This is a genomic window from Streptococcus sp. KHUD_011, from assembly GCF_046352925.1.
GTDB lineage: Bacteria > Bacillota > Bacilli > Lactobacillales > Streptococcaceae > Streptococcus.
In genome coordinates, this window is record NZ_CP157578.1 from 1,814,207 (window position 1) to 1,838,599 (window position 24,393).

General features: G+C 41.0%; 28 protein-coding genes and 2 pseudogenes. 8 read left to right on the plus strand and 22 right to left on the minus strand.

Going from position 1 to position 24,393, the window contains the following annotated elements; translation table 11 throughout:
• The first annotated feature begins 4 nt into the window (after positions 1-4).
• Positions 5-991: a LacI family DNA-binding transcriptional regulator gene (locus ABKJ27_RS08850; RefSeq protein ID WP_001145419.1), complete on the plus strand. Its 987-nt coding sequence runs from the start codon at positions 5-7 to the stop codon at positions 989-991.
• A 29-nt stretch (positions 992-1,020) separates the two neighbouring features.
• Here ABKJ27_RS08850 and ABKJ27_RS08855 read toward each other — a convergent pair whose 3' ends face one another.
• From ABKJ27_RS08855 to ABKJ27_RS08900, 10 genes are all read right to left on the minus strand, one after another.
• Complete coding sequence (locus ABKJ27_RS08855; RefSeq protein ID WP_049547004.1) at positions 1,021-1,962, minus strand: YitT family protein; 942 nt, start codon at positions 1,960-1,962, stop codon at positions 1,021-1,023.
• On the minus strand, positions 1,940-3,703 hold the full coding sequence (gene aspS / locus ABKJ27_RS08860) for an aspartate--tRNA ligase (protein WP_410011707.1): 1,764 nt from the start codon (positions 3,701-3,703) through the stop codon (positions 1,940-1,942). Before aspS ends, ABKJ27_RS08855 begins: the two co-directional genes overlap by 23 nt.
• A 153-nt stretch (positions 3,704-3,856) precedes the next feature.
• A complete protein-coding gene (locus ABKJ27_RS08865; protein WP_000832185.1) occupies positions 3,857-4,087 on the minus strand; it encodes a hypothetical protein in 231 nt (76 codons plus the stop codon).
• 17 nt (positions 4,088-4,104) lie between these two features.
• Positions 4,105-4,746 carry a CPBP family intramembrane glutamic endopeptidase gene (locus ABKJ27_RS08870; RefSeq protein ID WP_410011708.1) on the minus strand — a complete coding sequence of 214 codons (642 nt, stop codon included), beginning with the start codon at positions 4,744-4,746 and terminating at the stop codon, positions 4,105-4,107.
• Positions 4,747-4,755: 9 nt separating this feature from the next.
• A complete protein-coding gene (locus tag ABKJ27_RS08875; RefSeq protein ID WP_410011709.1) occupies positions 4,756-5,490 on the minus strand; it encodes a DUF3169 family protein in 735 nt (244 codons plus the stop codon).
• Positions 5,491-5,492: 2 nt separating this feature from the next.
• A complete protein-coding gene (locus tag ABKJ27_RS08880; RefSeq protein WP_410011710.1) occupies positions 5,493-5,690 on the minus strand; it encodes a hypothetical protein in 198 nt (65 codons plus the stop codon).
• Entirely contained in the window at positions 5,690-5,893 is a 204-nt protein-coding gene (locus tag ABKJ27_RS08885; protein WP_025173208.1) for a helix-turn-helix transcriptional regulator, read from the minus strand. The genes ABKJ27_RS08880 and ABKJ27_RS08885 overlap by 1 nt, the downstream gene beginning before the upstream one ends.
• Before the next feature lie 142 nt (positions 5,894-6,035).
• A complete protein-coding gene (gene hisS / locus ABKJ27_RS08890) occupies positions 6,036-7,316 on the minus strand; it encodes a histidine--tRNA ligase (RefSeq protein ID WP_410011711.1) in 1,281 nt (426 codons plus the stop codon).
• Positions 7,317-7,393: 77 nt separating this feature from the next.
• The gene (locus ABKJ27_RS08895) at positions 7,394-8,641 is read right to left on the minus strand and encodes a transporter (RefSeq protein WP_410011712.1); all 1,248 of its coding nucleotides are present in this window, start codon (positions 8,639-8,641) and stop codon (positions 7,394-7,396) included.
• Positions 8,642-8,841: 200 nt separating this feature from the next.
• Positions 8,842-9,693 (minus strand): helix-turn-helix domain-containing protein, encoded by an 852-nt coding sequence (locus ABKJ27_RS08900; RefSeq protein WP_410011713.1) that lies wholly within the window; start codon positions 9,691-9,693, stop codon positions 8,842-8,844.
• Positions 9,694-9,817: 124 nt separating this feature from the next.
• On the opposite strand from ABKJ27_RS08900, the gene ABKJ27_RS08905 reads away from it, so the two are divergent.
• The gene (locus ABKJ27_RS08905) at positions 9,818-10,159 is read left to right on the plus strand and encodes a metal-sulfur cluster assembly factor (protein WP_001204052.1); all 342 of its coding nucleotides are present in this window, start codon (positions 9,818-9,820) and stop codon (positions 10,157-10,159) included.
• 60 nt (positions 10,160-10,219) lie between these two features.
• On the opposite strand, the gene ilvD is transcribed toward ABKJ27_RS08905, so the two are convergent.
• The gene (gene ilvD / locus ABKJ27_RS08910) at positions 10,220-11,923 is read right to left on the minus strand and encodes a dihydroxy-acid dehydratase (protein WP_000137343.1); all 1,704 of its coding nucleotides are present in this window, start codon (positions 11,921-11,923) and stop codon (positions 10,220-10,222) included.
• A 230-nt stretch (positions 11,924-12,153) separates the two neighbouring features.
• Here ilvD and rpmF point away from each other — a divergent pair, with 230 nt between their 5' ends.
• Positions 12,154-12,336, plus strand: coding sequence for a 50S ribosomal protein L32 (gene rpmF, locus ABKJ27_RS08915; RefSeq protein ID WP_000290417.1), 183 nt, complete (start codon positions 12,154-12,156; stop codon positions 12,334-12,336).
• A gap of 15 nt (positions 12,337-12,351) precedes the next feature.
• Positions 12,352-12,501 (plus strand): 50S ribosomal protein L33, encoded by a 150-nt coding sequence (rpmG, locus tag ABKJ27_RS08920; RefSeq protein WP_001265622.1) that lies wholly within the window; start codon positions 12,352-12,354, stop codon positions 12,499-12,501.
• Positions 12,502-12,684: 183 nt separating this feature from the next.
• Here the strand turns inward: rpmG and ABKJ27_RS08925 are convergent, their stop codons facing one another.
• The 7 genes from ABKJ27_RS08925 to ABKJ27_RS08955 form a co-directional block, all read right to left on the minus strand.
• Complete coding sequence (locus ABKJ27_RS08925; RefSeq protein ID WP_410011714.1) at positions 12,685-13,932, minus strand: toxic anion resistance protein; 1,248 nt, start codon at positions 13,930-13,932, stop codon at positions 12,685-12,687.
• A 21-nt stretch (positions 13,933-13,953) separates the two neighbouring features.
• The gene (locus ABKJ27_RS08930) at positions 13,954-14,760 is read right to left on the minus strand and encodes a hypothetical protein (protein WP_261064649.1); all 807 of its coding nucleotides are present in this window, start codon (positions 14,758-14,760) and stop codon (positions 13,954-13,956) included.
• 769 nt (positions 14,761-15,529) lie between these two features.
• Positions 15,530-15,757 (minus strand): 16S rRNA processing protein RimM, encoded by a 228-nt coding sequence (locus ABKJ27_RS08935; protein ID WP_203213058.1) that lies wholly within the window; start codon positions 15,755-15,757, stop codon positions 15,530-15,532.
• Between the two features lie 38 nt (positions 15,758-15,795).
• A complete protein-coding gene (locus ABKJ27_RS08940) occupies positions 15,796-16,038 on the minus strand; it encodes a hypothetical protein (RefSeq protein WP_410011715.1) in 243 nt (80 codons plus the stop codon).
• Between the two features lie 44 nt (positions 16,039-16,082).
• Positions 16,083-16,352: a hypothetical protein gene (locus ABKJ27_RS08945; protein WP_410011716.1), complete on the minus strand. Its 270-nt coding sequence runs from the start codon at positions 16,350-16,352 to the stop codon at positions 16,083-16,085.
• Positions 16,345-16,626, minus strand: a complete 282-nt coding sequence (locus ABKJ27_RS08950; protein ID WP_410011717.1) for a hypothetical protein — start codon at positions 16,624-16,626, stop codon at positions 16,345-16,347. Before ABKJ27_RS08950 ends, ABKJ27_RS08945 begins: the two co-directional genes overlap by 8 nt.
• 10 nt (positions 16,627-16,636) lie before the next feature.
• Entirely contained in the window at positions 16,637-16,825 is a 189-nt protein-coding gene (locus ABKJ27_RS08955) for a hypothetical protein (protein WP_120770697.1), read from the minus strand.
• Positions 16,826-17,218: 393 nt separating this feature from the next.
• On the opposite strand from ABKJ27_RS08955, the pseudogene ABKJ27_RS08960 reads away from it, so the two are divergent.
• The 4 genes and pseudogenes from ABKJ27_RS08960 to ABKJ27_RS08975 form a co-directional block, all read left to right on the plus strand.
• Positions 17,219-17,404, plus strand: a pseudogene (locus ABKJ27_RS08960) (CPCC family cysteine-rich protein); the annotation flags it as partial.
• 214 nt (positions 17,405-17,618) lie between these two features.
• The gene (locus ABKJ27_RS08965) at positions 17,619-17,828 is read left to right on the plus strand and encodes a CPCC family cysteine-rich protein (RefSeq protein WP_410011718.1); all 210 of its coding nucleotides are present in this window, start codon (positions 17,619-17,621) and stop codon (positions 17,826-17,828) included.
• 20 nt (positions 17,829-17,848) lie between these two features.
• On the plus strand, positions 17,849-18,061 hold the full coding sequence (locus ABKJ27_RS08970) for a hypothetical protein (RefSeq protein ID WP_410011719.1): 213 nt from the start codon (positions 17,849-17,851) through the stop codon (positions 18,059-18,061).
• A gap of 406 nt (positions 18,062-18,467) precedes the next feature.
• Positions 18,468-18,860 (plus strand): annotated as a pseudogene (locus tag ABKJ27_RS08975) (site-specific integrase); the annotation flags it as partial.
• 95 nt (positions 18,861-18,955) lie between these two features.
• Here the strand turns inward: ABKJ27_RS08975 and rpsD are convergent.
• The 4 genes from rpsD to ABKJ27_RS08995 form a co-directional block, all read right to left on the minus strand.
• Complete coding sequence (gene rpsD / locus ABKJ27_RS08980; protein ID WP_000092756.1) at positions 18,956-19,567, minus strand: 30S ribosomal protein S4; 612 nt, start codon at positions 19,565-19,567, stop codon at positions 18,956-18,958.
• 194 nt (positions 19,568-19,761) lie between these two features.
• Positions 19,762-20,814 (minus strand): sensor histidine kinase, encoded by a 1,053-nt coding sequence (locus tag ABKJ27_RS08985; RefSeq protein WP_410011720.1) that lies wholly within the window; start codon positions 20,812-20,814, stop codon positions 19,762-19,764.
• Positions 20,811-21,509 carry a response regulator transcription factor gene (locus tag ABKJ27_RS08990; protein ID WP_261056585.1) on the minus strand — a complete coding sequence of 233 codons (699 nt, stop codon included), beginning with the start codon at positions 21,507-21,509 and terminating at the stop codon, positions 20,811-20,813. The genes ABKJ27_RS08985 and ABKJ27_RS08990 overlap by 4 nt, the downstream gene beginning before the upstream one ends.
• 123 nt (positions 21,510-21,632) lie before the next feature.
• On the minus strand, positions 21,633-24,344 hold the full coding sequence (locus tag ABKJ27_RS08995) for an SSURE domain-containing protein (RefSeq protein ID WP_410011721.1): 2,712 nt from the start codon (positions 24,342-24,344) through the stop codon (positions 21,633-21,635).
• Between the last annotated feature and the right edge of the window lie 49 nt (positions 24,345-24,393).

Below are 24,393 nucleotides of genomic sequence, written 5' to 3' on the forward strand. Positions count from 1 at the left end.
TTTTATGCCCGTTACGATTAAAGACGTGGCCAAGGCTGCTGGTGTTTCGCCTTCAACTGTAACCCGTGTTATTCAAAATAAATCAACCATTAGCGACGAAACAAAAAAACGTGTTCGTAAGGCTATGAAGGAGCTCAATTACCACCCCAACCTCAACGCTCGTAGTTTGGTAAGCAGTTATACCCAAGTTATCGGCTTGGTGCTTCCTGACGACTCAGACGCCTTCTATCAAAATCCTTTCTTCCCATCTGTCCTCCGTGGTATCGCCCAAGTCGCCTCTGAAAACCACTACGCCATTCAGATCGCGACAGGTAAAGATGCCAAAGAGCGTCTTAAAGCTATTTCTCAGATGGTCTATGGTAAGCGTGTAGATGGTTTGATTTTCCTCTATGCCCAAGAAGAGGACCCTTTGGTTAAGTTAGTAGCAGACGAGCAATTTCCTTTCCTTATCTTAGGTAAATCTCTATCTCCCTTCATTCCACTTGTCGATAATGACAATGTCCAAGCTGGTTTTGATGCGACAGAGTATTTCATCAAAAAAGGATGCAAGCGAATTGCCTTTATCGGAGGTACTAAGCGACTCTTCGTAACACAAGACCGTCTGACAGGTTACGAGCTAGCTCTAAAACAATACCAACTTCCTCTCGATACTAATCTGACTTACTTTGCTACTGAATTTCTTGAAGATAATGGTTATCGCTTTAGTAGACTTCTCTTCAAACACGATCCAAATATTGACGCTATTATTACCATTGATAGTCTCCTTGCTGCAGGGGTCTGTGATTACATCGCAAAACACCAACTGGATGTCCCTGTCCTCAGCTTCGACTCAGTCAATCCCAAGCTCAACTTGGCAGCCTATGTCGATATCAATAGTTTGGAGCTTGGTCGTGTTTCCTTTGAAACTATTCTCCAGATCATCAATGATGCTAAAAGCAATAAACAAATTTGTTATCGCCAGTTGATTGCCCACAAAATTATCGAAAAATAAAAACCAGCTCGAGCTGGTTTTTTTGATCACTAATTATCTGTTTCAACGAACCGTCCCAAAATATGAACATTCTCCGAGACAGAGACAAAGGCGCTTGGATCCACCTGTTTCATAATCTGTTTAAATTCATTAAACTCTGCACGTGTAATGACAGTGATTAAAACTGCCTTTCTTTCGTGATTATAGGTTCCTTCTGCATCGTGGATCATGGTTGCACCGCGGTGCAATTTTTTATGGATTTTTTCAATTACCTTCTCTGGATGATTGGTCACAATCATGGCCTGCATCCGTTTTTGCTTGGTAAAGACAGCGTCTGTGACACGGCTAGAGACAAAGATGGTAATCATAGAGTAGAGAGCGTATTCCCAACCAAAGGTCAAGCCTGCTATCAGCATGATAGTCCCATTTACCAAGAAAGAAATACTACCAACATTCTTACCCGTTTTCTTGCGAATAGTCAGGCTGACGATATCCGTCCCACCACTGGAGATATTGTTTCGAAGAGCAAAACCAATCCCCAAGCCCATGACAACACCCCCAAAAAGGGCATTGATAATGGGATCCTCCGTCAAGGTCGCCACAGGGACAAACTGGATAAAGAAGGAACTCATGGATACCGTTATAAAGGTAAAGACGGTGAACTTATGCCCAATTTGATACCAAGCCAAGACCATCAAAGGGAAATTAATGGCATAGAAGGTCAACGAAATCGGGATATGAAAACCAAACCAGTGATTACTCAAGGCAGAGATAATCTGTGCCAAACCTGTCGCACCACTCGAATACACATGCCCCGGTTGGAAAAAGAAATTGACCGCCACTGCTGATAAAAAACCATAGACCAGAGAGGCCGAAATCTTCTCATCATACTTTTCGCGAGAGATGCTTTGTAAGACACGTAAAATTTTTATCTGATAAGCAAAGCGGCGCAGATAATAGCGCCACCGCTTAATTCGTTTTGCTTGTTTCATCTTCTTCTACTTGTAAGCTGAGTTCCTCTAGTTGTTTGAGAGCTACTGTTGAAGGAGCTTGTGTCATTGGGTCAGTTGCCTTGTTGTTCTTAGGAAAGGCGATGACTTCACGGATATTTTCTTCTCCTGCTAAGAGCATAACAAATCGGTCAAGCCCGATAGCCAAACCACCGTGTGGTGGGAAACCATAGTCCATGGCTTCAAGAAGGAAACCAAACTGGTCATTTGCTTCTTCGGCTGAGAACCCAAGAGCCTTAAACATGCGTTCTTGAAGGTCTTTTTGATTGATACGAAGGCTACCACCACCAAGCTCATAACCGTTCAAGACGATATCGTAAGCAATGGCACGAACCTTAGCTAAATCACCTTCTAGTTCGTGAGCAGTCTCTTCTTGTGGAAGTGTGAACGGATGGTGGGCGCTCATGTAGCGGCCTTCTTCTTCAGACCATTCAAACATTGGCCAGTCAACCACCCAAAGGAAGTTAAATTTATCGTTATCAATCAAGCCAAGCTCTTTGGAAATACGTCCACGAAGGGCACCAAGTGTTGCATTGGCTACCTCAAGCGTATCCGCCACAAAGAGAACGAGGTCCTTATCTTCAAGAGCAAGCGCTGTTGTCAATTCTGCTTGGATGCCAGTCAAAAACTTAGCAACTGGTCCGTTTAATTCTCCATCAACCACCTTGACCCAGGCAAGACCTTTGGCACCGTACTGTTTAGCTACTTCCGTCATCTTGTCAATGTCTTTGCGTGAATAGTTGTCCGCAGCTCCTTTGACTACAATTGCTTTTACAGCAGGTGCTTCTGAAAAGACTTTGAAGTCTACACCTTTGACAACTTCTGTTAAGTCCTGAAGTAACATGTCAAAACGGGTATCAGGTTTGTCAGAACCGTAAAGAGCCATAGCATCATCGTATTTCATACGAGGGAATGGTAGCGTTACTTCGATGCCTTTTGTTTCCTTCATCACGCGCGCAATCAAGCCTTCTGTGATATCTTGGATTTCTTGCTCAGTAAGGAAAGATGTTTCCAAGTCGACCTGGGTAAACTCAGGCTGGCGATCTCCACGCAAGTCCTCATCACGGAAACATTTAACGATTTGGTAGTAGCGGTCAAAACCAGCATTCATCAAGAGCTGTTTCGTGATCTGTGGACTTTGAGGAAGCGCGTAAAAATGCCCTTTATTCACACGAGATGGCACCAAGTAGTCACGCGCCCCTTCAGGAGTTGACTTAGAAAGGAATGGTGTCTCCACGTCGATAAACTCCAACTCATCCAAGTAGTTGCGGATAGAGTGGGTCACTTTAGCACGAAGTTTAAGATTTTCCAACATTTCTGGACGACGAAGGTCAAGATAACGGTAACGCAAACGCGTATCGTCATTGGCCTCAATCCCATCCTTAATCTCAAATGGTGTTGTCTTAGCTGTATTAAGCACTGTCAGAGCTGTCACGTTTAACTCAACTGCACCAGTTGGCAACTTATCATTGGCTTGCTCACGCGCAGCGACCTGACCAGTCACCTCGATAACAAATTCGCTACGAAGGCTTTCAGCTGTTGCCATGACCTCTGCAGAGACTTTTTCAGGGTTGATAACCAACTGCATGATTCCTTCACGGTCACGAAGGTCGATAAAGATCAAACCACCAAGGTCACGACGACGGCCAACCCATCCTTTCAAGGTTATTTCTTGTCCGATGTGTTCCTCACGAACACGACCAGCATACATACTACGTTTCATTGTTTCTCTCCTCTTTTATTCTGTTACTATTTTACCATAAAAGCGCAGGCTCTTCATGAAAATCAGCAGAAAAGTTTACCAGTCTTTAAAAATCAGGTGAAGATTATAAAAATTAGAGCCATATAAAAATCCGATGAACTTCATCGGACTCTTTTATTTTGAATTGTTGCCTGCTTTACGCTTTTCAGCAATTTCGGCTGCCTTTCGAGGCAAGACAATTTCTGTTGTATAAGCTGTCCCAAAGCGCAAGACACCTGCAATAGGGGCAAAGACAACTGCTAGATAGTTGTAGAAGAAATCGCCCTTAAAGGCATAAGCTAGCGCCCCAATGATGAAAAATAGAACAACTGCTTGAATCACTGCTAATAAAATTACTCGTTTCATGTGACCTCCTGACTCTATTATAGCATGAGAATCATCAAAAAGCTGACTAAATTATTCAAAGCGTGGAGAGAAATACTGTAGACCAGACCTTTTCTGCTAATGTAAGCCAAGCCCAAGCTAAAACCAAGACTAGTATAGACTAAAAATTGTTGCACATCACCTGGGAAATGAATCAAGGCAAACAGAAGACTAGATACCAGAAGAAAAAGCAGAGTTTGTTTGCTATTGTCCTGCTTAGGAAAGAGGTAGCGTGCCAACATCCCTCTAAAGATAAGTTCTTCCGTCAAAGGAGCAAAAATAACGACCGCAAAGAATGAGAAAAGTGGTTGAGACAAGGTCAAGTCTATCGCTATTTGCTGATTTACTGAAGGATCATTTGGCAAGAAAAACTGGACAACCAGAGATAAGAACCAAACCAAGGCAGGAAGCCAAATAAATCGGTTGAAGCCACTCTTCTCAATACGAACAGGACCTTTCTGATACCATTTGTAAATGCCGTACACATAAACTCCAGCCAAGGCCACATAGAGTAGGGTAACAGCATAGGGTGAAGCGCCTAAGGCAAGCGAAGTAGTCGCGAGCCCTTGAATAAAGCCATAGATAAAGAAAAAGGATAGAATGGCTAGAAGAAACCAGCCAAAATTTTTAAGTAATTTCATATAGATCTCCTATTTAAAATAGCGTTTTACCATAGGTAACTGCATCACATTGATATAAACATGGATTGCTCCGACAAGCAAGAAAGCTAGTAACTGAATCTCTCCTATCAAGAAAGAAATGATAAAAAGAAAAATATATAAGACTGGTAAGACATACTGATTTAATTGGAATAAAATTCGAAAACTCTGTTCCAAATTAGCCTTGCGCTCCCCTTCATCGTAAGAATCGAAATGCTCTAAGATATCCTTTGGTGTAGAGAAAAATGCCAAATCAAGCTTACGAACAAGCGCAATTGTTTTAAAAAGATATTTTTGGCTTTGTAAATACAGTACTAATTCCAAAAAGGAAAGGGAAAATGTTATACGACTTACATCGAGTACAATTACTTCGCTTCCTGAAATGAAGAGAGCCAATACAATCGCTACGGCTGTAATATTAAAAGTAATGTTTCCAAACTCAAGATTACGATACATTTGCACATAATAGGTTTCATTCAAATCATCATCCATTTCCTCTTGATACAAGGAGTGAAATTTTCTGCTTTTCTTTAAGAAATTAAACGTCAAAACAATGCCAACGAAACCTAATAGTAAACAAATAGCTGATATCCATGGTATCAAGATTTTTACATCTAACATAATTCCGTGGAATTCGGCACCAGTCTTCAACATATCTACAAACATGTACAAGAAAACTCCCAAGACAAAAGGAATTAAAAATAACAAGCCACGTTTCTTTTTCATATTCATTCTCCTTTTTCACTTGCTAGATTTTTTGCTTTCTTTTCAATCCAGTCAACGACTGGGATAAGAGCAAAGTAGGCCCAAATAAATTGGTTACTTTGATAGGGATTAAACCAGCCTAAGTCCATCCCAATCAATAGAAATACGCTGACTAATAAAGCTATGGCAACTACATAATAGATTACTTTATACTTGTTCATCACTCGTCCTCCTCCAAGCGAAATACCGATTCGACTGTTTCGTTGAAAATTTGAGATATTTTCAGGGCAATGATAATGGACGGGGTGTACTCGTCCCGTTCCAGTAGGCTAATGGTCTGCCTGGAAACCCCTGCCAACTTGGCCAGTTCGGTTTGATTCAGACCATCGCGAGCCCGAAGCTCTTTTAAACGATTTTTAAGCATTCCTTTCTCCTTTTCTCTTAACTTGCTTACATTGTAACACATCTTTTTCTTTTTGACAAGTATATTTGTCAAAAAGTTTATGATTTTTGTCATTTTGCAAAAGAAAAAGGTCAGAGTAGTTTTCTGACCAGTTTTTCTGTTATTAAAATCCTAGTTTTTCAAAGATTTCTGAGAAATTTTTGCTGATTGCATCAAGTGACACTTGCACTTCTTCTCGGGTTTGGTTGTTCTTGACCGTCACTTGTCCGCTTTCGACTTCACTCTCTCCTAGGGTGATGAGGGTCTTAGCCGCAAAGACATCGGCTGATTTGAACTGAGCTTTGAGTTTACGGTTGAGGTAATCACGCTCTGCTTTGAAACCTTGTTGGCGAAGAGCTTGGACTAGTTCTAGGGCTTTTACATTTGCTCCTTCTCCCAAGACTGCGATATAGACATCCAGTGCGTTTTCGATAGGGAGAGTTACACCTTGCTTTTCAAGGATGAGAAGCAGGCGCTCTACACCAAGTCCAAAACCAAAGCCAGCAGTTTCAGGGCCTCCAAAGTAAGAAACCAAACCATCGTAGCGACCACCCGCGCAGACTGTTAAGTCATTGCCCTCGATTTCTGTGATGAACTCGAAAATGGTGTGGTTGTAGTAGTCCAGACCACGCACCATATTGGTATCGATGATATAGTCTACACCAAGATTTTCCAACATCTGACGCACAGCATCAAAATGAGCTTGGCTTTCTTCATCAAGGAAGTCCAAGATAGAAGGCGCATTCTCTACTGCTACCTTGTCTTCTTTTTCCTTAGAGTCCAAGACACGGAGAGGATTTTCCTCCAAACGACGTTGGCTATCCTTAGACAAGGTCTCCTTGAGCGGTGTCAAATAGTCAATTAAGGCTTGGCGGTAGGCCGCGCGGCTCTCAGGATTTCCAAGAGTGTTAAGGTGCAATTTGACACCTTGGATGCCGATTTCTTTCAAGAAATGGGCTGCCATAGCGATGGTTTCCACATCGGTAGCTGGATTGCTAGAGCCAAAACACTCAACACCAATCTGGTGGAACTGACGCAAACGTCCTGCCTGTGGACGCTCATAGCGGAACATAGGGCCCATGTAGTAGAACTTGCTTGGCTTTTGCACTTCTGGCGCGAAGAGTTTATTTTCCACATAGGAACGGACAACGGGCGCAGTTCCTTCTGGACGGAGGGTGATATGGCGGTCACCCTTGTCATAGAAATCGTACATTTCCTTAGTTACGATATCTGTTGTATCTCCGACAGAGCGGCTGATGACCTCGTAATGCTCAAAAATAGGCGTGCGCACTTCTGCGTAGTTGTAGCGCTTGAAAATTTCACGGGCAAAGCCTTCAACGTACTGCCATTTGGCAGACTCAGCAGGTAAAATATCCTGCGTTCCTTTTGGTTTTTGTAATTTCATAGGGAATCCTCTTTAAACTTAATAGTCTTATTTTACCATAAATAGAGGGATTAAGACAGTATGAAAAAAATTAGGATTTAGATATCATTTTTGAGATTAATAACTGTCAAAAGAATAGCTATCAAGGAGAGACCAACAAATAGCATCCAAGTCAACTGTATATTCCACACAGCTATAAGTGAAAAACAAGCTGTTCCCACAGGTATGGATAAAGTAAACAATAAACCTAAAAAATTACTGGTACGAGCTAGAACATCTGGAGCTAGATTTTTCATGAGCATGGCACTAATCTTTGGTTGAACTTTACCACACACATACAGAGTTGAAAAGAGAAATAGTAAACCAAGTACGACTTGATTGAATAAATTAGCTAGACCAATTAGACTGAGTCCTACGGTCGCCCACATCATCAATCTAGGCAAAGACTGCTTCCCAAAATAATCATTGCCCGTAAGGCTACTGATGATGATTGCTACTAAAACACAGAATTGATTGATAAATAGTGCCTCTGTGTAAGAAAAATTCAAGAGAGAATGGCTCAAAAAGAAGATGTTATAGATGCTTCCTAAAGCCCCACCCAAGGCATTAATAAGCAAGACAGCAAAGATCATGAATCCAAAGTTTTTCTGTCCACCTTTAAGAAAAACAAGACGTAAATTTCGGTAAATTGTTAGGAACTGGTCTTTGATAGAAAGCTTCTCATTTTTTAGTGATTCACCATCAGCAGATGACATTGACAGGCTTAATTTGCTTTTTCCTAAAAAGAGAACAAAGGCTGATACTAGGAAAAAGCAGGCATTGATTCCCGCAACGAGGGAAAAATTGTTGACTGATAGACCTAAGAGCCACACTCCGAAAGCTTGACCACCAATGGCTGAAATATAGGTGATAAACTGTGAAAAAGCATAAGCCTCCATTAGATCATCTTCAGCTACTTTTTCCTTAATAAGAGGCATGCGCAGGCCACCTGCAAAATCACTGATGACATCACTAATGACATTGATCAAACACAGGCTAGAAAAGGCAAAGAGACTAGCTTGCTGAACAACTAGGGCTGCTAGAAAAAATAAAACCGCCTGAAACAAACCGCTATAGACCATCCATTTGACCTTATCCCTCGTGTAATCTGCCCGAATCCCTACAAAAACTGTAAAGAGAGTCGGAATAATCATGACAATATTCGCCATAGCAACAGCAAAGGAGGCTTGTGGCAGGGTCGATGCATAGACGATAAAGACCAGGTTAAAAATTGAAGCACCAAAAGCATTGAAGAAGCGTGACAAAGTCAAGAGTCGATAAGCTTGATTTCTAAACAATAGTTTCATAGATAATCTCCCTTCTTGTTCGAAGTTTTATGTGAAGTATGACTATAGTATAGCACTTAGAAATTTTAGAGGAAAAACTTTTGAATATATGCAACAAATGAAATGAGCAAAAAGAAACGATAGAATTTCTCCAGTGACACGAGAGAGCCCAACAGTTCTATCGCTTAAAATTTCAAATAGTTTTCTTAGTTTGCAGATATTCAACAATCGGAGGTTTTTCTATAGTATTCGGCAGATTTATTACAGCCGAGCATCTCAAAAATACGGACAGCATCTTCCATCTTTTTCTGACCTTCCTTGACTCTGCCTTGCTTGCTATCAAGGAGACCTTCCGCCCACAAATAGACAATTCGGAAATAGGTTTCATTTTCATTGTAGAAATGCTCTTCGATAACACGTTTAAAATAAGAGGCATTGGTAAATTCTTCACACTCAATGCTGGCTAAAAAACCATTCAATAGTATCGTATGAAAAAGGTTTCGATTACCAGACATTTCCATTAGAAAATCAGATTTACGTACCATTTCTCGTACATATCTAGTAAAAAGAGAAGCAGATAAAAAGGGAGAACTGACTGAAAATAAATTGAGTTCATAGATTCCCCAAATCTCGGTAGAAAACAAATAATCATGAAGGACTTTCCCCTCCTCTGCCGTTAACTCTACCCTTTCGTCCATGCTCTTCATATAAGACTTGATAAGAATGGCATTTAGAATATGTTTCTGTTTGTTTTGAGAATGGGCATGCTTTTGATACTCCCTGCGATACAAGCCCTCAAGAGGTGCTATATTCTTTGGATCCAAGACATCTATGATTTCTTTTCTCAACTCAGAATCTGTATCATACTGAAAACCTCTCGCCAGAAAGAGGATTTCCTCTACACTGGCAGATATATTTTCTAGGGCAAATAGAAACTTTTCCACCGAAAGCTCACTCTGACCTGTTTCAAATCGAGATAACATAGACGGCGAAAATTGTTCCCCAGTTGCTTGTCTCAGCGAGATATTTCTTGACTCTCGTAATTGTCTAAAGACTTTTCCAATCTGCTCCATAGGCTTCCCCTTGATTTAGCATTTTCTTTATATTATCATATTTTTTCAGAAAATTCATCAAAAACTTGCCAAATTGTCAGAATTATGAGAAAATAGAGGATATTTATCACGTGGAGGGACTGTAATGAGAGACGATATCAAAATCAATGACCGCGCTTTGGCCTTGCAAGACCAAATTATCGAAAAACTAGAGAAGGTTTTTGATACAGATGTGGAATTGGATGTGTACAATCTAGGGCTGATTTATGAAATCAATCTAGACGAAACAGGTCTCTGTAAGATTGTCATGACCTTCACTGATACCGCCTGTGATTGCGCCGAAAGCCTGCCTATCGAAATCGTTGCAGGTCTGAAACAAATCGAGGGTATCGAAGATGTCAAGGTTGAAGTTACTTGGTCGCCTGCCTGGAAGATTACACGAATCAGTCGCTACGGCCGCATTGCCCTTGGACTGCCACCTCGTTAAGCAGGCAAATTACTTTTGAAGATGAAAAAAAGCAAGCTAAAATTGGCTTGCTTTTTGAGTTTATTTTTTACCTGACTTGTCCATATTCCAGAAGTCTGTCACGGCTCCGCGTGAAGCAGACGATACGATATGAGCGTATTTACCGAGGACACCACGGCTGTAAAGTGGTGGCAAGGTAGTTTCTGCCTTACGTTTTTCAAGTTCTTCTTCGGATACGGCCATGGAAATTTCTTTGGTATCTTGGTCAACCGTAACGATATCGCCTGTACGGAGGTAGGCAATTGGTCCACCATCCTGAGCTTCAGGGGCGATATGTCCAACAACCAGACCATAAGTACCACCAGAGAAACGTCCATCTGTCAAGAGGGCAACCTTGTCTCCTTGACCTTTACCAACGATCATGGATGAAAGTGACAACATCTCAGGCATACCAGGACCACCCTTAGGTCCAACGAAACGCACAACGACTACATCGCCATCAACAATTTCATCTGTCAGAACGGCCTGAATAGCATCTTCTTCTGAGTCAAAGACCTTAGCTGGACCAACGTGACGACGTACTTTCACACCTGATACCTTGGCAACCGCACCGTCAGGGGCAAGGTTCCCGTTCAAGATGATAAGCGGACCGTCCGCACGTTTTGGATTTTCAAGTGGCATGATAACTTTTTGACCTGGTGTAAGGTCTGCAAAGTCAGCCAAGTTCTCAGCGACAGTCTTACCAGTACATGTGATACGGTCCCCGTGAAGGAAACCATTTGCCAACAAGTACTTCATAACCGCAGGGACACCACCGACTTCATAGAGGTCTTGGAAGACATACTGACCAGATGGTTTCAAGTCGGCCAAGTGAGGCACGCGCTCTTGGATCGTATTGAAGTCCTCAAGTGACAAGTCAACATTAGCCGCATGGGCAATAGCAAGCAAGTGAAGAGTGGCATTTGTAGAACCACCGAGAGCCATGGTCACAGTGATGGCATCTTCAAAGGCTTCACGAGTCAAGATATCTGATGGTTTGAGACCAAGCTCCAGCATCTTAACAACAGCACGTCCTGCTGCTTCGATATCTTCTTTCTTGTCAGCTGATTCAGCTGGGTGAGATGAAGAACCTGGCAAACTCATCCCTAGAACTTCGATAGCGGTCGCCATGGTATTAGCTGTGTACATACCACCACAGCCACCAGGGCCAGGGCAGGCATTACATTCAAGACGCTTCACGTCCTCAGCTGTCATGTCACCGTGGTTCCATTTCCCGATTCCTTCAAAGACAGAAACCAAGTCAATATCTTTGCCATCAAGATTTCCCGGTGCAATGGTACCACCATAGGCGAAAATAGCTGGGATATCCATATTAGCAATGGCAATCATAGAACCAGGCATATTCTTATCACAGCCACCAATAGCAACAAAGGCATCCACGTTGTGACCACCCATAGCCGCTTCGATAGAGTCCGCAATGATATCACGAGATGTTAGAGAGAAACGCATACCAGGCGTTCCCATAGCAATCCCGTCCGCTACGGTAATGGTACCAAACTGTACAGGCCAAGCACCTGCCGATTTGACACCCTCTTTCGCCAATTTCCCAAAATCATGCAAGTGAATGTTACATGGTGTATTTTCCGCCCAAGTCGAAATCACTCCCACAATCGGTGTTTCAAAGTCCTTATCTGTCATACCAGTCGCACGAAGCATAGCACGGTTTGGTGATTTTACCATACTGTCATAAATGCTACTGCGGTGACGTTTATCTAATTCAGTCATTTGTTCCCTCCCATTTCAGTTTTTACTATTATAGCACATTTTAAAAGCAATGAACAGAAGAAAATTCTTGAATTTTCAGAAAATTTTGATTAATTAGATTGAATGGCTTCTATTTTTTTCATCTTTTTTTGTCAAGTAACTTTACTTTACAAAAAAAATGTGTTATCCTAGTATGGTTGATGAAAATCAGTAGATTGAATCGAATATAAATACCTAAAGGAGAAATCAAAATGGCAGTACCTGCACGTCGCACTTCAAAAGCGAAGAAAAACAAACGTCGTACACACTACAAAGTAACAGCTCCATCTGTAAACTTTGACGAAACTACTGGAGATTACTCACGTTCTCACCGTGTATCACTTAAAGGATACTACAAAGGACGTAAAATCGCTAAAGCTGCATCAGCTGAATAATAGAAGGGAGATACCATGCGCGTAAATATTACACTTGAACACAAAGAATCTGGTGAACGCTTGTACCTTACTTCTAAAAACAAACGTAACACTCCAGACCGTCTTCAATTGAAGAAATACTCACCAAAACTTCGCAAACACGTTGTGTTTACAGAAGTTAAGTAAGCATTCAATACGAATCAATACAGAAGAAAAACGCTTGATCAGCGTTTTTTCTTTTTGTTAATTTCAGTACATTGCAAGACAAATCATTCGAATGACTACATTTTTTGTGAAATAAATTAGATGTTCGGATATATAGAAAAATCCAAAATCCCCTGCAAATCTACATTACAAGGGACTTGTGTGTTATTCTTGTACTTCTTTCTGAGCAGCCTTTCCTTGATCTAGAAGAGCTTGGACGATTTTCTCATCGCGTAGTTTGACAGAATCGTTGATCATTTCTGCGGACTTGACGATGGTTGTTTCTAGTTGGGCACGTTTCTGGCGTCCCAATTCAATAGCTGCGACGATACCTTGATTTTGAGCAACCAGGCTTTCAGCCAGTTTGGTAACCGATTCGACAGCGACTGTCGGGCTTTGGGCAATTCGTTCCATCTGCGGAATCACTTCCTTGCTGGTCTCAGCTAACATCTGAAGGGCAGCATTATTGGCATTGACAATGGCATCAGCTACAACACCTGATTTCATGGATTGTTGCAAAATACCAAGTTGGGCAATAGAAAGCTTCATTGTCGGGATGGTATTGCGACGAAGCATGCCCAATTTTTGGCGCATATCTGAGGAAACCTTCACAAGATTGCGCATCTGAGGTGTTGTTGCCCAGGCCACATAGAGACGGCTGACATACTCGGTGTGCTGTTGTTCGAGGGTATTGACCACTTCAGCCATGCGGGCCAATTCTTGTGATTTAGTCTGATATTCTACCGTACTTGTATCGAGTTGGTCAACTTGAGCTTTCAGTTCTGCAGCGCGATTGCCAGCTTCTGTTTGGCTAGCTTCGATAAAGGAAATTACTCCCACTAGATTTTCAATGGATTTGGTATTGTCCTCAATCAACATCTCAGCAGAGACAATATTTCGAGCTAGCACATCTTCTTGCTTGACTACTGCGGCAGCCATGCCATCTAGCTTTTGCTCCACTGTTTTTGAGTCAAAGTAAAATTCCTGTAACGTATTCTTGCTCTTGTTAAACAATCGTTGCAAAAAGTTTGGTTTCTCTTCTAGCTCAGCAATTTCAGCGTTCTTGTATTTGACTACAAAGCCTTGCAACTCACGGTTGGTATTTTTGAGTAGATCATCCACTTGGGGAATCTGCAATTTCTTTTGTTCTGACAAGATACGATTGACCGTATTGTTCACACCTTCTACAGCAGATTGTCCAAAATCCAAAAGAGCATTTTGATTTGCGACAAACTGGTCTACTAACTGGGGCACGTGTGCCTTGATCCCCTCTTGCTGCTCAGGGCTCAACTTTTCAAGGAAGGTCAAGGTCTTGTCTGAGCCAGTATTTGTCTCGATGATTTGGGTTGTTTTATCCACCTTAGCTACCGTATTATTGGCAATCTGGTCAATATCAAAATTAAATTCTGTCATGGTTACTCCTTTGTTTCTAACCTATTCTTTACGATCTTTTTCTAGGATACGCAGACTGATATCAAAATCACGCATATCTGTTTCATTGAGTTCTCTCAGGACTTGGTCCAGCTCAAGGTCAAATTGTTCGATAGCTGCTTTAGCTTGTTGCAAACGTTCTTCGGCTCGATTATAGTTTTTAGGATTGGCCTTAATCTTTAAATAGCCTTCTAAAATCGTTTGGAATTTCTCCATCTTCAAACTATGAATGGCAGTCAATTCTTCCTTATCCCCCTCAGCAGAGGTGGCAATCTTGTCTAAAATTGCCTGATGGTCAATGGCAATATTAGCCAAGGTCTGGGACAATTCTGGAGCTAGTTCCTCTGGCTCCGCATTTTCAAGATCTACCTGACTTTCTCTATCCAAACGTTCTAGCTGAACATCGATGTTTGCCCTTACTGTACGAACCTTTTTGTCAATACGGTTGTAGACATCAGCATCGATATAGGACTTGAGACGATCCGCCTCCTGATGGATTTCCCGCAGTTCGATTAATACTTGATTGGCCAGACTCTTATAGGACTCTGATCCTTTCTCTACCAAGACTCCCTCTAACTGCTGAATATCCTTGTCCGCCTGACGAATCCGAGCTTTTAAAAGCTCAATCCGATCATCGAGCGAACGATCCTGCAAAAGAGGATAGCGCCAACGTTTATAGAGGCGATAACCACCATAGCCTAGCAGGACACAAGCCGCAAGCGGAAGAGCATATTGGACCAACAGGCCTAATAAGAACAAGAAGCCCCAAAAATAGAGACAGCCTTTCCAAAAACCATTACCCGATTTCATAAACATTCCTTATTTTCAATTTATAAGTCTATTTTAGCACAAAAGACAAAAATGAGGGCGGAAATCCCCTAGAAAAGAGTTGATTTCTTTGCTGTAGAATGGAGGCTAGAAGCGCGTGGGCTAATTTCAGTAAAGTGGACTCAAACCACAAACACACTCTGATGAATATCAAAACAAAAGCTTGAAATATAGGAGGGGTTGTGTTAAAATTGGTTTACAGTGATGATAATTGTCTAACAAGGCAACAAAAAGCCCCAACGTTCCCGCGTTGAGGTTTTTTTGGCTTATTGCCCCTTAAAGGTTATTTCTTGCGTGAGTTAAGCCATTTCTCAAACAAGGTTGTCAAAATATTGACTACTAAGGGTGCTAGAAAAATTGTGATGATAATTTCTAACATCGGCAACACCTCTCTTCATTAAAGTGAGGGGGGCAAAATATTATATCATACCAGATTTATATCATCAACATCGCGTCATTCTTGGAATAGATAGACTTAGATACACAAATAACCTTACTAACAAATCTCTAAGCAAACCCAGAAATCAACGTTTTAATACAAAGCAAAAAGCCCATAGATTCGTAGCTAAGGGCTGATTGATTTGCAAGGATAGGCAGGACTGTCGGGGCTCCTGCATTTCTCGACCCACTATAAGTGGCGCGTTGGTGACAGATTCTCAACCTCTATCCTTCATGTCTTCATTATAGCACTTTTTTCTCAATTTTCAATCCGTGCATTTAAATTTATTACCTATCTTTTCTCTAGTATCCTTCAACCATATTGCACTTCCACCTCACTCATGATTTCCAGCAAAGTTTTCCCTTTAATCTGTAAAGAAATTAACTCATCAAAAGATGACACTTTATATTCATTATCTCCAATCACCACTAAAATATCATGAACAGAATTAGGGAAAATACCACATACTTGATTCTTATAATCAAAAGAAGCGTCCCAACCATTGTCATACAATGCTCGTAAATCATCAAATATTGCCATAATATATCTTGATTCTCCTATATAAGATATTCCACAACTTATCCAAAACCGTATGAAAATTTATCTGGTAACTCTTTTCCTAATTTAATACTTTTAATCAAAGTATCTTTGACAACCGAAGCAAATTGTCCTAAATCATCTCCAACATAGCTATATTCCAAAGTAGTTTTATCGATAGTTGCAATACCTTTACAAGCTCCACTCACAATAGAATACTGCCTCTTAGACGAGCTATCTTCTATTCTGTACATCGTAATAATTTGTTTATCAATCTTTGTCATTTTCTATTTAGTGTAAAATAAGGCACTGGAATTATTCTTGACTCTCAAAAATATAATTGCAACAAGGTATCGAAATCGTCTTCGAAAACATTTTGACTATTTTGCTTTATTTGCTCAATGATTTTATCCTTTTTATTTCTATCTAAAGGTAGTGTTTCAAACGCTTCTTCTTTTACTAAGAATTCACCATTTTCTCCCTGGAATTCTTTTGTAATTTTTCTAATATGACTCTCGAAATCGATAGATTGGAGCTCTTCGTCGTTTATGTTATCTTCAATCGCATCTAGTAACAAACTAATTGAAATTTTAATCATCTTTAAATACTTCCCTATGCGTAAATACCGCCACTTTATTCATCAAGTCGTCCTCTGTGTAGTCAATTGTAAAAGTATCTAAACTAAAGATAGATTTAGGGGGAGTTGAACAAATCATAGGAACACTATGCACCCTATACTCTTTTTCTCCAATTCTCACAGCATGATTGATTTTCAAATCTGAAAAATCAGGATTCTCAACAGTAATAGAAACAAGACGATGCGCTATTTTATAAACATCAATTATCTTATTTTTCGTGTTTAATTTATCCATAATTATTATTTTAATACTTATGTTCTTGGTAATCAAAACCTATTTTAGATTTAATACTATCAAATAAATCTAAAACAGACTTAGGAGTGTTCTTTTTAAAAGATACACGAGGCATATCTTTGTCAGGATAAACTTGGTCTACCCACTCATGAATTTGATTATAAAAAATCAACAGCTCTTTGCTTGGTGGTATCATCATATCTAAAACGAAACCTCCTTTACTTTAACTTCATTATAAACTTTCCTATCCTAATATTCAATCAACAAGAGACCATTACGATAGCTTTTTAGAAAATGGTAAGTAGCCTTTTCTATCTCTTTAATTCTCATGATTTGATTTCTTATACTCAATGAAAATCAAAATGCAAACTAGGAAGCTAGCCGCAGGCTGTGCTTGAGTTCAGCAGGCAAGAAACTAGCACGGTCAAACGTCCTTTTTTTATTACCTAATAATACTATCATACCACATCTAGAAAACACACTAAATTATTAGTAATCCCCATCGATTTGCAGTATAATGATGGAAAGGTGGGTTGATACTCACGGTTCACCAAAAAGACTGGTTTGGCGAGTTTATGGAGGAGGGATTTATATGGATAGATCAAAAAAGACTTGGGAAATTGATGGATATTTATGGTTAAATTGCCCTGTTTGCGGAACTGAGGTTATGGACTATGATATCTGTGATGTCTGTCGTTGGCATAATACTGGTATTATAAATATTGACGGTGGCCCGAATAAAATGACTCTAGCTGAAGCCAAAGAAGCTTACGCAAGGAGAAAAATCGTAAAAATTCGAGAATTTGATACAGTGTTGTTAAAAAACAGTCAAACGGCGACAATTGTCGAAAAGTTAAGTGAAGATACTTTTATTGCTGACATAGGAGATTCCCCGAAAGACTGGGATACCATAACAATTACAATCAATGATATTGAAAAAGTAGTGTATAGAAATAGCTAATATATTTGTATAGTGTTGGGAGTAACCTTAAATGAATAAGACTGGAAAAGAGAATTTGATAATCATTAATGGTCGAGAATATGTCCATTGTCCAGTATGTGGTACTGTTACAGCAGTGTATGACATCTGTGACGTCTGTCAGTGGCAAAACACAGGAGAAACTAATATAGATGGTGGCCCTAATGAAATGACCCTTGCGGAGGCTAAAGAAGCTTATGTTAATGGAATTCCAATAATATAACAGACTGAAAGGAGAGACTGATGGATCTTAGAAAATTTAATAATAAGGTTGTCAGAATCACCGATATTGATGGCCAAATATTTAAAGGCGTAGCTCTTTACGAAGACAAAGATGTCTATGATGAAGAACTTGATGGATTATCTGTTAATTCTGGAACCAGATGGACAAAACTCTTTGAAGATGAAATCAAAGAAATTGAAATTACTGATAAAATCAACCAGTACCTCATATAACTGAAATAGCTTTAATCTATCTATAAATCGTCTTGCGAATATCTCACGTCCTACATCATACAATCACTTATCTTCAATTCTAAGTCTAGTCTCTGAATTGCTTTTTCAAAATTTTTAATGCTTTTTAGTTTCTTTTCTACTTGGTTAGTGGTCACACTGGTATTCCTTATAGTATAATTAGTTTAAAGAGAAGTGAGGTAGAAATGATAGTGTCGCTACGCAACTTCATAGTTTGAGATGACGGGACAGGCACACCGTCCACTACTCTTGAGCGCTTAGATTATTCTAGGTGCTTTTTTTGCATTTTCTCGGTGTTCGCTCTTGGTTCAAGTCCATTCTCCATACCATTTGGTAAGGAATTAAGAGACATTTTTATCTCTTCTATCTCCTTGTCATTCTGCTAGCAACTGAGGCAAGTTATCGCACAATTGATATTGACCCACAAACTATAGAGGTCTTAAAAGTGTATCAAAAAAGACAACGTCAAGAAGCTTGGAAACTTGGTCGGACTGAAACTGTTGTCTTCTCAGATTTTATTCATAAATACCCAAACAATAAAACACTAGCAACACGTTTAAACACACGTTTCAAACATGCTGGTGTACCTAATATTGGATTCCACGGTTTTAGACACACACACGCTAGTCTCTTGCTAAACTCTGGAATACCATATAAAGAATTACAACACCGTCTAGGTCATTCTACACTGGCTATGACTATGGACACTTACAGTCATCTCTCCAAAGAAAAAGCAAAAACAGCCGTCTCATTTTATGAGAAAGCTGTTAGTTCTTTGTAAAGGGGGACAAAAAGGGGGACAAACCCAGAAATCAACATTTTAAGACAAAGCAAAAAGCCCACTGTTGTAGGCTTTCTGTAAGATATTTCTTAAAATTAAAGCATTTTGTTGTAGAATTCAACGACAAGTGCTTCGTTGATTTCTGGGTTGATTTCGTCGCGTTCTGGTAAGCGAGTCAATGAACCTTCCAATTTTTCAGCGTCGAATGATACGAATGCTGGACGTCCAAGAGTAGCTTCTACTGCTTCAAGGATAGCTGGAACTTTCAATGATTTTTCACGAACTGAGATTACTTGACCTGGAGTTACGCGGTATGATGGGATATCAACGCGTTTTCCGTCAACAAGGATGTGACCGTGGTTTACGAATTGACGAGCTTGACGACGAGTAGTCGCAAGACCAAGACGGTAAACAACGTTATCCAAACGGCGTTCCAAAAGAAGCATGAAGTTGAAACCTAGGATTCCGCCTTTGATTTTTGTAGCTTGTACGAACAAGTTACGGAATTGTTTTTCACCTACACCGTAAGTGAAACGAAGTTTTTGTTTTTCAGCCAATTGCAAACCGTATTCTGACAATTTAGAACGGTTGTTTGGTCCGTGTTGTCCTGGTACGTAGTTACGACGTGCCAATTCTTTACCTGTACCTGTAAGTGAAAGGCCAAGGCGACGAGCTTGTTTCCAAGATGGTCCTGTATAACGTGACATGTAAATGTCCTCCTGATATAAATAATATTTCGGTGGAAATAGTCACTTAGAAAGCCCTGATTCGTGCAGATGCCCTTCGCCTAAACAGCCAAGGTTACTTATCATAAGACACCTGTTGACGAGCTTCATGCTTTCCTGCTGATATTTCACACAAAATCCATTTTACCATGAATTGCTAGATTTGTAAAGGGGTTTTAAGCTTTATTTTCATTGCCAGAGAGATTGAGAACAAGGGTAAAGGTGCTTCCTAGACCGTACTGGCTGCTGACTGTAATTTCTCCACCCAATTGATGGGCCAATTCACGCGCAATCGCAAGTCCTAAGCCATGACCACCTGTTTTCATGTTACGCGAAGTTTCTACACGATAAAGGCGTTTGAAAATATTCTCCAAATCCTCTGGAGCAATGCCCTGCCCCTCATCGGTCACACTGATTGAAAGCTGGTTATTTTCCAGCTTAGCCACCACTTCCAGCTTGGTTCCTGGGGCTGAGTATTTAAAAGCGTTATTGACCAGATTCACCAAGATACGAGAAAGCTTGGCATAATCTCCCTCAATTCGGGCAGACTCAGGAATTACCTGCAAATGAACATCTCGCTCCTCCTGCTCAATCAAGAACTGAAATTCACTCATGCACTCAATCAAGAGCTGGTCCAGAAAAATGCTGTCCTTGCTGGTCGTTTCCACCTGATTTCTAGCTGTGTTTAGGGTCAAAAAATTTAATTCCTCAACCAGTTTATTGAGTCTTTCAGTCTGGCGCCCAATGGTTGCTAGATAATGGTCCTGTTCTCCTTCCTTGATAACCCCATCCAAAATTCCTTCTACCGTCGCTTGGATTGACGTGATAGGGGTCTTGATATCATGCGATAGTTGGGCAATCATCAAGCCCTTTTCACGTTCGCTTTCTTCCAAGGAATCAAAGGTGGCCTGCAAATCATGGGACATTTCATTGAAAGCTTGGCCTAATTGTTGAAATTCTACAGGGCCTTGAACCTCCAGATTTGATGGAAAGTCCTTATCCGCTACCCGCTTGGCATGTTCCTTGAGTTTGCCCAATGAAGTAAAGACCGGCGATAGGAGAAAGAGACTAATCCCAGCACCGATAAAACTAGCCACTAGAGTCATACCCACTAGGAAATAAATTTCTCTTTCTTCAATTAGCATTCGCTGGATAGCCCAAAAAACCACGATAATCGTTAGGAGTGTTGAAATGATATACCCCACTAAAATATAACTTTTTAATTTCATTGACTACCTCGTGCTTTCTCAATTTTGTAGCCCAAGCCCCAGACGGTTTTGATGGTGGGTGTTTCTGAACTAGCATGTTTAGCCAACTCCTGTCGAAGAGCATGAATATGAACATTCAAGGTATTGGTATCATCCACATAATCTTCCTGCCAGACCTTTTCATAGAGGTCTGTCTTAGAGAAAACCCGCTCTGGATTGCTGGCTAAAATCCATAGAAGTTCGAAGGATTTGACGGTCAAATCAAGCGCCACATCTCCGACTTGGACCTCATGACTACCGTGATTCATCCGTAAATCCCCGAGACTGACGACTTCTGTCTCACCTCCACGATGAAGGCGACGTAAGATATTGTGGACACGCAAAACCAGCTCACGAGGGCTAAAGGGCTTGGCAATAAAGTCATCTGCCCCTAAGCTCAGGCCATAAATCTTGTCCTGCTCGCTAGTCTTAGCCGTGATAAAGAGAAAAGGCTGATCTGGAGATTGATACTGAACTTCGCTAATCAAGTCATAACCATCCATCCGAGGCATCATGATATCTGTAATAATCAAATCAATCGCTTTTCGCTTGAAGATTTCCAAGGCCTCTACTCCATCATGGGCCACCAAAACCTGATATCCTGCCTGAACCAGATAACGTTGATGAATATCTGTGATTTCTACCTCGTCGTCAACGAGTAAAATTGTCTTTCCCATCTGTCTCTCCTTTGAAAAAAACAGTGCTATACCACAATAGTATAACACTATTTTTATCTCTTTACGAACATTCTAAACGATATATGGATTTTTCAAATCCTAGATAGAAAGTCTGTAACTAGACTAGTCATTTTCCTCTTTTTTAGCTTTCAAACCGAGGCCACCTAGCAGTCCGGCCAAGGCGAGTCCAAAGAATCCAAGAGTAGCCATTGATGTTTGGGCTTCACCAGTATATGGAAGCATGTCTTTTTGGTCTTTCATTTGATCAGCCATCATTGGACTTGACTCCTTGTTAGTAGATACCATCTTGCCTTCATCAGACGCTTTGCTTGAGGCTGCTGGAGCTTGATCTTGTTTCATGCTTGGTGTTGCCATTGGCTGGCTAGCATCCATGGTTTTGTCCTGCTCTTTGTTAGTCATCATCTTATCCTGACTAGCAGCTGGCATTTTAGATTTCATCTCATCTTGATTGGCACTAGGCATTTGAGCGTTCATCTTAGACGCATCTTGATGACTATTCATCATTGGAGCCGGCATAGCTGAACCATTAGAAGATGGGACGAAACCTGACTGCATCGGAATCAGAGACTGATGTCCATTCAAGTTCACTGTCAAATCCTTAGTCGCTACGAGGTTGCTTAAATCGGCCTTACCATCTTTAGCACCGTACACCTTGATAGTAGCTTTATAGCTTTGTGTACCGTTTTGTTTCAAGAGGTCTAGAAGCTCTTTATCAGATTTACCTTGGGTGCCTGCCAAGTCTACTTCATAGAAGTAAAGTCCTTTGCCCAATTTTTCTACTGGTGGAAGAGCTGGATTTTTGGCTGAACCGTTATCTGACCATGGGGCCTTGTCGGATGCTTTCAAAATCAGACGAGTCAACATACCGTCACCAGCGAAGAACTCGTATGGAATGACTTGGTTGACACCAGCTGTGAATGGACCAGGGAAGTTGGCTTTATCCAAGTAAGTAGCTGGGACGTCTACTGTATCTTTAGTATTGTCAGCTACGCCTTTTTGCACTTCAGCTGGAGTGGTTAAGCCATTCAAATTGACATCCAAATCCTTAGTCGCTACGAGGTTGCTCAAATCCGCCTTGCCATCTTTGGCACCGTACACCTTGATGGTAGCTTTATAGCTTTGTGTACCATTTTGTTTCAAAAGGTCAAGCAAATCTTTATCAGATTTACCTTGGGTACCGGCCAAATCCACTTCATAGAAGTAGAGGCCTTTGCCCAATTTCTCTACTGGTGGAAGAGCAGGATTTTTAGCTGAACCGTTATCTGACCATGGGGCTTTGTCTGATGCTTTCAAGATAAGACGAGTTAACATACCGTCACCAGCGAAGAATTCATATGGAATAACTTGATTGACACCAGCTGTGAATGGGCCTGGGAAATTGGCTTTGTCCAAGTAAGAGGATGGAACATCCACTGTGTCTTTAGTATTGTCGGCCACACCTTTTTGCACTTCAGCTGGAGTGGTTAAGCCATTCAAATTGACATCCAAATCTTTTGTTGCTACGAGATTGCTCAAATCAGCCTTGCCATCTTTGGCACCGTATACCTTGATAGTGGCTTTATAGCTTTGAGTGCCGTTTTGTTTCAAGAGGTCTAGAAGCTCTTTATCAGATTTACCTTGGGTACCAGCCAAATCCACTTCATAGAAGTAGAGGCCTTTGCCCAATTTTTCTACTGGTGGAAGAGCTGGATTTTTAGCTGAACCATTGTCTGACCATGGAGCCTTGTCGGATGCTTTCAAGATAAGGCGAGTCAACATACCGTCACCAGCGAAGAATTCGTATGGAATGACTTGGTTGACGCCGGCTGTGAATGGGCCTGGGAAGTTCGCTTTATCCAAGTAAGTGGCTGGGACGTCTACTGTATCTTTAGTATTGTCAGCTACGCCTTTTTGCACTTCAGCTGGAGTGGTCAAGCCGTTCAAGTTGACATCCAAATCTTTTGTTGCTACGAGGTTGCTTAAATCGGCCTTACCATCTTTAGCACCGTATACCTTGATAGTGGCTTTATAACTTTGTGTACCATTTTGTTTCAAGAGGTCAAGAAGATCTTTATCTGATTTGCCTTGAGTTCCTGCCAAGTCTACTTCATAGAAGTAAAGACCTTTGCCTAAGTTTTCTACTGGTGGAAGGGCGGGATTTTTAGCTGAACCATTGTCTGACCATGGGGCCTTGTCTGAATCCTTCAAGATAAGACGAGTCAACATACCGTCACCGGCGAAGAACTCGTAAGGAATGACTTGGTTAACACCAGCTGTGAATGGACCTGGGAAATTAGCTTTATCCAAGTAAGTTGCTGGAACGTCCACTGTGTCTTTAGTATTATCAGCTACGCCTTTTTGGACTTCAGCTGGGGTAGTTGCTGGCTGCGCTTCATTTGCTTCACGGTCTTGTCCAGAAACTGTAGGCGCAGGATTTGTCGCAGGTTTAACCGCATCTTCTGTTTCTTTCTTAGATTCTGGTTTTGCTTGTACTTCTTCTTTGGGTGCTACTACTGGCTCTTTAGCACCTGCATCTGCTTTTTCTGGAGAGCTTGTAGCATCCAAGCTTGCTTTAGGTGTTGAGTCTACCTGTTCTGAAGGAAGAGCTGTATCGACTGCTTCTTTGAGAAGTTCTGCTGGTAAGTCGCTCTTTTCACTCACCGAAGTCGCGTCTGGTACAACTTGAGCAGGGGTCGGATTGACCACATCGGCACGTACAGAACTTGGTTGACCAACTAGGACAAAAAAGCCACTGGCTACAACAACTGAGGCAACACCGACACTGAGACGGCGAATAGACCAACGAGTATATCTTTGATTTGGATTGAATTTCATAGGATTCTCCTTAGAGTTTTTCTTTATTTGATGACTCTAGTATAATCTC

Coding starts and splice junctions, on each gene's coding strand:
- rpsD (WP_000092756.1), bottom strand. CDS start 19,567: ATGTCACGTTATACAGGACCATCTTGGAAACAAGCTCGTCGCCTTGGC.
- rpmF (WP_000290417.1), top strand. CDS start 12,154: ATGGCAGTACCTGCACGTCGCACTTCAAAAGCGAAGAAAAACAAACGT.
- ABKJ27_RS08930 (WP_261064649.1), bottom strand. CDS start 14,760: ATGAAATCGGGTAATGGTTTTTGGAAAGGCTGTCTCTATTTTTGGGGC.
- ABKJ27_RS08955 (WP_120770697.1), bottom strand. CDS start 16,825: ATGATGATACCACCAAGCAAAGAGCTGTTGATTTTTTATAATCAAATT.
- aspS (WP_410011707.1), bottom strand. CDS start 3,703: ATGAAACGTAGTATGTATGCTGGTCGTGTTCGTGAGGAACACATCGGA.
- ABKJ27_RS08965 (WP_410011718.1), top strand. CDS start 17,619: ATGAATAAGACTGGAAAAGAGAATTTGATAATCATTAATGGTCGAGAA.
- ABKJ27_RS08925 (WP_410011714.1), bottom strand. CDS start 13,932: ATGACAGAATTTAATTTTGATATTGACCAGATTGCCAATAATACGGTA.
- ABKJ27_RS08875 (WP_410011709.1), bottom strand. CDS start 5,490: ATGAAAAAGAAACGTGGCTTGTTATTTTTAATTCCTTTTGTCTTGGGA.
- ABKJ27_RS08855 (WP_049547004.1), bottom strand. CDS start 1,962: ATGAAACAAGCAAAACGAATTAAGCGGTGGCGCTATTATCTGCGCCGC.
- rpmG (WP_001265622.1), top strand. CDS start 12,352: ATGCGCGTAAATATTACACTTGAACACAAAGAATCTGGTGAACGCTTG.
- ABKJ27_RS08945 (WP_410011716.1), bottom strand. CDS start 16,352: ATGATTAAAATTTCAATTAGTTTGTTACTAGATGCGATTGAAGATAAC.
- ABKJ27_RS08880 (WP_410011710.1), bottom strand. CDS start 5,690: ATGAACAAGTATAAAGTAATCTATTATGTAGTTGCCATAGCTTTATTA.
- ABKJ27_RS08895 (WP_410011712.1), bottom strand. CDS start 8,641: ATGAAACTATTGTTTAGAAATCAAGCTTATCGACTCTTGACTTTGTCA.
- ABKJ27_RS08870 (WP_410011708.1), bottom strand. CDS start 4,746: ATGAAATTACTTAAAAATTTTGGCTGGTTTCTTCTAGCCATTCTATCC.
- ABKJ27_RS08995 (WP_410011721.1), bottom strand. CDS start 24,344: ATGAAATTCAATCCAAATCAAAGATATACTCGTTGGTCTATTCGCCGT.
- ABKJ27_RS08950 (WP_410011717.1), bottom strand. CDS start 16,626: ATGGATAAATTAAACACGAAAAATAAGATAATTGATGTTTATAAAATA.
- ABKJ27_RS08900 (WP_410011713.1), bottom strand. CDS start 9,693: ATGGAGCAGATTGGAAAAGTCTTTAGACAATTACGAGAGTCAAGAAAT.
- ABKJ27_RS08935 (WP_203213058.1), bottom strand. CDS start 15,757: ATGGCAATATTTGATGATTTACGAGCATTGTATGACAATGGTTGGGAC.
- ABKJ27_RS08990 (WP_261056585.1), bottom strand. CDS start 21,509: ATGGGAAAGACAATTTTACTCGTTGACGACGAGGTAGAAATCACAGAT.
- ABKJ27_RS08850 (WP_001145419.1), top strand. CDS start 5: ATGCCCGTTACGATTAAAGACGTGGCCAAGGCTGCTGGTGTTTCGCCT.
- ABKJ27_RS08885 (WP_025173208.1), bottom strand. CDS start 5,893: ATGCTTAAAAATCGTTTAAAAGAGCTTCGGGCTCGCGATGGTCTGAAT.
- ilvD (WP_000137343.1), bottom strand. CDS start 11,923: ATGACTGAATTAGATAAACGTCACCGCAGTAGCATTTATGACAGTATG.
- ABKJ27_RS08985 (WP_410011720.1), bottom strand. CDS start 20,814: ATGAAATTAAAAAGTTATATTTTAGTGGGGTATATCATTTCAACACTC.
- ABKJ27_RS08905 (WP_001204052.1), top strand. CDS start 9,818: ATGAGAGACGATATCAAAATCAATGACCGCGCTTTGGCCTTGCAAGAC.
- hisS (WP_410011711.1), bottom strand. CDS start 7,316: ATGAAATTACAAAAACCAAAAGGAACGCAGGATATTTTACCTGCTGAG.
- ABKJ27_RS08865 (WP_000832185.1), bottom strand. CDS start 4,087: ATGAAACGAGTAATTTTATTAGCAGTGATTCAAGCAGTTGTTCTATTT.
- ABKJ27_RS08940 (WP_410011715.1), bottom strand. CDS start 16,038: ATGACAAAGATTGATAAACAAATTATTACGATGTACAGAATAGAAGAT.
- ABKJ27_RS08970 (WP_410011719.1), top strand. CDS start 17,849: ATGGATCTTAGAAAATTTAATAATAAGGTTGTCAGAATCACCGATATT.